At 65.2% G+C, this 4,732-nt stretch carries 6 protein-coding genes; 3 read left to right on the top strand and 3 right to left on the bottom strand.

Going from position 1 to position 4,732, the window contains the following annotated elements; translation table 11 throughout:
• Positions 1 to 618 (bottom strand): LuxR C-terminal-related transcriptional regulator (locus WAN02_RS15605; protein WP_422265108.1); only part of this gene is annotated, 618 nt, incomplete at its 3' end.
• A gap of 115 nt (positions 619 to 733) precedes the next feature.
• On the opposite strand from WAN02_RS15605, the gene WAN02_RS15600 reads away from it, so the two are divergent.
• From WAN02_RS15600 to WAN02_RS15590, 3 genes are all read left to right on the top strand, one after another.
• Positions 734 to 889, top strand: coding sequence for a DUF6131 family protein (locus WAN02_RS15600; RefSeq protein WP_422265107.1), 156 nt, complete (start codon positions 734 to 736; stop codon positions 887 to 889).
• 116 nt (positions 890 to 1,005) lie between these two features.
• Entirely contained in the window at positions 1,006 to 1,575 is a 570-nt protein-coding gene (locus WAN02_RS15595) for a hypothetical protein (protein ID WP_422265106.1), read from the top strand.
• Entirely contained in the window at positions 1,572 to 2,027 is a 456-nt protein-coding gene (locus tag WAN02_RS15590; RefSeq protein ID WP_422265105.1) for a hypothetical protein, read from the top strand. The genes WAN02_RS15595 and WAN02_RS15590 overlap by 4 nt, the downstream gene beginning before the upstream one ends.
• A 28-nt stretch (positions 2,028 to 2,055) precedes the next feature.
• On the opposite strand, the gene WAN02_RS15585 is transcribed toward WAN02_RS15590, so the two are convergent.
• Both WAN02_RS15585 and WAN02_RS15580 read right to left on the bottom strand, forming a co-directional pair.
• Positions 2,056 to 2,490: a DUF402 domain-containing protein gene (locus tag WAN02_RS15585; RefSeq protein WP_422265109.1), complete on the bottom strand. Its 435-nt coding sequence runs from the start codon at positions 2,488 to 2,490 to the stop codon at positions 2,056 to 2,058.
• A gap of 79 nt (positions 2,491 to 2,569) precedes the next feature.
• Positions 2,570 to 4,732: ATP-binding cassette domain-containing protein (locus tag WAN02_RS15580; RefSeq protein WP_422265104.1), on the bottom strand; the 2,163-nt coding region annotated here is incomplete at its 5' end.

The raw sequence follows: 4,732 nt of genomic DNA, 5'->3' as shown, positions 1-4,732 counted from the left end.
GTGCTTGACACCCCATAAGACGGCCTGGGTGCGACTGCTGACGCCGAGCTTGCGATAAATGGTGCGGATGTACGACTTCACCGTATTCGGGCTCAGGTAGGTCAGCCGCGCGACGTCGGCGTTGCTCATGCCCTGAGTGATCAACGCCAGAATCTCCGCCTCGCGTTCGCTGAGTCCTTCGCCGCGTCCGGGCCAGTCCAGCCCGGGCGCGCTGCGTGCGCGCATCGCCACATCACTGACAACCACTTGGCCGGAGTGCACGGCCTCCAAGGCCGCCACCAGTTCTCGCGCGGGCAGCGTCTTTGACAGATACCCCTGGGCTCCATGTTGCCGTGCGCTCTCGACAAGGTCAGGGTGAAAGTTCCAGGTGTACACCACAACTCGATGCGCACGGGGGTTGGCGACGAGGTGGCCGATCTCCTCGTGATCGGACTCGGGTTGGGCGAATGAGTCGTACAAGACGATGTCGACATCGTCCTTGACGGACACGCTGGAATCGAGTTCCGCGACAACGATGCGGTCGCCATACGGCTCCAACATGTTGGCCACACCCTTGACGACGACGTCGTAGTCATCGACCAGCGCAACGGTGATCGGCGCGTGAGGTGAGGGTGGCATGCGGGGGATATTACCTCCTTAGGGGTGTAGTAGTACCCCCTCAGGAGTGGTCGACTTGTTGCAGGCCGGCCGACTCGAACATCGGTCACCCATCATCTGAGGAAAGGGCTCAACCATGATCACTCTCGGCATCGTCCTGCTGATCGCGGGATTTCTACTCAAGATCTCCATCCTGTGGACGCTGGGCATCGTCGCCCTCGTCGTCGGCGCGATCCTGGCCATCCTGGGCAGTACCGGACGGGCAATCGGCGGCCGACGCCACTACTTCTGAGCGTCCGACGTTCAGGTCCAGCCGAGCACGCGATGCGTGTCGTGCCGTACGTCACAAATTCACGTTTGCACCGTCACCGAACCGGCTATCAGACGTATGTCAGAAAGGAGTCTGCGATGCCCATCTGGGAATGGATCTTGATCGCAGCCGTAGCTGTCGTTGTGGTTGTCGCCGCGGCAGTCGCAATCAGCATGATCAGCTTTCGCTCAAAAACGAAGCGGCTCAAAGAGCACTATGGCACCGAGTACGAGCGGGTGGTAGACGAGACCGGCAGCGAGAAAGGCGCCGTGCGCGAACTCACGACCCGGGAACGCGAGCATGACAAGCTCGACATCGTTCCTCTCTCGCCCTCGGCGCACTCGGAATTCTCTGCCCGCTGGCAAGAGGTGCAGGCCGGATTCGTGGACAACCCCGCGACGGCCGTTGGCGTCGCCGACCGTTTGGTGACTGAGGTAATGCGCCAAAGGGGCTACCCCGTCGACGAATTCGACCAGCGGGCCGCGGATATCTCCGTGGACCACCCGCAGATCGTCGACAACTACCGGGCGGCCCACGGTATCCACGTCACGGAGCAACATGCCGACACCGAGCAACAGCGCGAGGCGTTCGTGCATTACCGGGCGCTGTTCGAGACGTTGCTCGACACCCCGACCGACAACGAAGCATCACAGGAGGCAAGCGCATGACCATTCATGAAGAGCAACCCGTCGCAGCAGAACCACGTATCGACGACGAGAACACGGCGGACACAGTGCACGAGCCCGAACCCGCTACCGAGGACACCGGGGCCGAGGCGGTACGCGAGCCGGAACCCGTTGCCGATGCCGTCGGGGCGGAGCCGCCTGGGGTGGACCACGAATCGTCAACCGCGGAAGCGCTTTTCGCCGGCGACGATGTCGCGGATCTGCGTTCGCGGTGGGCCGGCGTTCAGGCCGCTTTCGTGGACGATCCCAAGGAGTGCGTCCAGAAGGCTGACCACCTGGTCTCTGATCTCGTCGAGCACCTCACCACCGGATTCGCTCAGGCACGGTCCCGGCTGGAAGAACAATGGTCTCGAGGCCAGGAGGCTTCCACGGAAGATCTGCGCGTGGCGCTGATGCACTACCGCGAATTCTTCGACCGCTTGCTTGCCGTCTAACTACCTGTACGACAACATAATTCGCTGTTCAGCGCCACACGAGTCGCATGCCCTCGCCGGCGAGCCAGGCATTGAGGTCATAGCCGTTGCGGGCCAGGCCGTCGACCGCATGCACGGCGCGCTGCACGGCCTGCTCGGCGACCTCCGGAGCCAGCAGGCCGTGCCGCATAGCGTCCAACAGTTCGTCAGTGTCGGCTAAGGTCACACCCCGCCCGGTACGGACCACGAGGTCGAGGTAGTGATCCTCGGAACTCCACAAATCGGGGCCGGGGGTGTATTCGCCGACGTCGAGGTAGTAGTCCTGGTCGCGTTCGTGGCCTGGGTTGAAGTGGAACATCGTCGCCCGCAAGCCCAGTGATGGCAGCAGCCACGATTCGAGGTAGTGAAACTGCGCGCGCCCGGGCGTGGGGCGAGCCAGATAGAGACCCCACGGCCGCACAAGGTAGTCATCCACGGCCCGCACGATGCCCTTGGGATCGGTGTTGGTGCGGCCGCGCAGGTCGAACGTCTCGTGCTTGGGAGCGTGGATGGCATACCTCGTATCAGCGGCGAAGCCGGATCTTCCAACGGACAAAGCAGGCAAAGAACACCGTCAGCCCGGCGAGCATGCCCATGTCGAGCAGCCAGAAATGGCGGGTGTGCTGCCAGAACTGGTCCTGAGGTAGCAGCGTGGGCGGCACCAGATGCCGGACGTCGATCGTCGACGACGCGGCCGCATACCCCCAGCGCGCGGGCATCAGCCATGACAACTGGTCCAGACCAAGTCGGCCGGTCACCGGGACCATCCCGCCGCACAGCACCAGCTGGGCCATCACTGCGACCACGAACAACGGCATGATCTGCTCGCTGGACCGGACCAGCGACGAAATGGCCAGGCCCAGGACGGCCGAGGCGACGCAGGTCGCGGCGACGGTGATGAACAGCTCAACGGTCGCTGCCGCCGTCGAATGGCCCAGCAGCACCGCTCCCTGGCTCGGTGCGCCCTTGCCGGCCACCACGATCGCGGTGACGATCGCGGCCTGCAAAATGGCGAATCCGCAGAACACCAGCGTCTTGGCCAGCAGGTACGCGGTGGTCGACAGGCCGACTGCCTGCTCGCGCTGGAAAATGGCGCGCTCACCGACCAGGTCGCGAATCGTCAGCGCGACGCCCATGAATGCAGCGGCCGGCAGCAGTAGCGCCAGGATCTGCGCGGACTCGTCGGGTGTACCGGTGTGCGGGCCCGCGGGCCGGAAGCCGGTGCTACCGGGCACGGTGAGCGACAGCGCGCCGAGGATGAACGGGAGCAGCGCCAGGAAGACGAAATACGCGCGATCGGCGACCACGAGCCGGACCTGTCGTCGCGCGATCGTCGAGATCTGGCGCGGAACGCTGGTATGGACCGGCTCGCCCAGGTCGGCCGGCTGGCCCGATTTCGAAGGTGGCTGCGGCTCTTCGCGCTCCCGGAACCGGCGGTTGGCCTCGTCTGGGTCGGCACCGACCTGGCTGAAGATCTTGGCCCAGTTGGTGGTGCCCATCACCTCGCCGATGCCGTCCGGCGGTCCGCAATAGGCTGTCTTCCCGCCCGGTGCCACCAACAGCACCTGGTCGCAGACATCGAGATAGGACAGCGAGTGGGTGACGACCAGCACCACCCGGCCGGCGTCGGCCAGTTGCCGCAGCATCGTCATGACCTGCAGGTCCAGCGCCGGGTCCAGGCCCGAGGTGGGTTCGTCGAGCATCAGCAGTGATGGACCGGTGAGCAGCTCGAGTGCCACCGAGGCGCGTTTTCGCTGTCCGCCGGACAATTTGTCGACGCGAGTGTTGGCGTGCTTGGTCAGGTCGAGTTCCTCGAGCACCTGCGAGACGACCTTGGTCCGGTCGGCTTTGCTGGTGTCGGGTGGCAGGCGCAGTTCGGCCGCGTAGCTCAGCGCCTGGTTGACCGTCAGCTGTCGATGGACGACGTCGTCCTGGGGGACCATGCCGATCCTGCTGCGCAGCGAGGCGTACTCCGCGTGAATGTCGTGGCCCTCGAACGTCACTGACCCCGAACTGGGTGTGGTGTAACCGGCGATCAGCCGGGCCAGCGTGCTCTTTCCGGCGCCCGATCCACCGATCACCGCAGTGAGCGTTCCGGGACGCGCGGTCAGCGAGATGTCGCTCAGAAGCTGTTTGCCGTTCTCGACGACGTACTGGACGTTCCGCACCTCCAGGCCGCCGGTGCGCGTTGCCGCTTCGGTCTCGCTGCGACGGACCAGCAGGCCGCTGCTGACCACCAGGTCGATGTTGCCGACGGTGACGACGTCGCCTTCGCTCAGGATCGCCGACCCGACTCGGGTGCCGTTGACGAACGTCCCGTTGACGCTGGTGTCGCGGATCTCGGTGCCGAGCGGCGTCAGGATCAGCGTTGCGTGATATCGGGAGGCCAGCACGTCGGGGACGACGATGTCGTTGTCGGAGGCCCGCCCGATCGTCACCGCGCCGGCTGGTTTGGCGGCCGGCGCCGGCCTCGGCGACAGCATTTTGACGAACCGGGTCGCGAAGTTCGACGCGTCGGGAGCCCGGTTGTCGAGCTTGGTGACCTCCGTGGGCGGTACCTGGTCTTGCGTGGGGAGGGCCCGGGCGTTGACCACCGTCGTGTCCTCCGGCGGCGGTCCCGCGGGCGGCCGTCCGGCCTGCACATTGGTCGGATATTCCGACGGGGACAACGGCCGCCGGACTGGCGG

It is taken from the genome of Mycobacterium sp., from assembly GCF_049281135.1.
In the GTDB taxonomy this organism is placed as follows: Bacteria; Actinomycetota; Actinomycetes; order Mycobacteriales; family Mycobacteriaceae; genus Mycobacterium.
This window is presented reverse-complemented; position numbering and strand designations above follow the sequence as displayed.

Bases quoted from the DNA above. Each gene is read 5' to 3' on its own strand.
- WAN02_RS15590 (WP_422265105.1), top strand. From the start codon at position 1,572: ATGACCATTCATGAAGAGCAACCCGTCGCAGCAGAACCACGTATCGAC.
- WAN02_RS15600 (WP_422265107.1), top strand. From the start codon at position 734: ATGATCACTCTCGGCATCGTCCTGCTGATCGCGGGATTTCTACTCAAG.
- WAN02_RS15595 (WP_422265106.1), top strand. From the start codon at position 1,006: ATGCCCATCTGGGAATGGATCTTGATCGCAGCCGTAGCTGTCGTTGTG.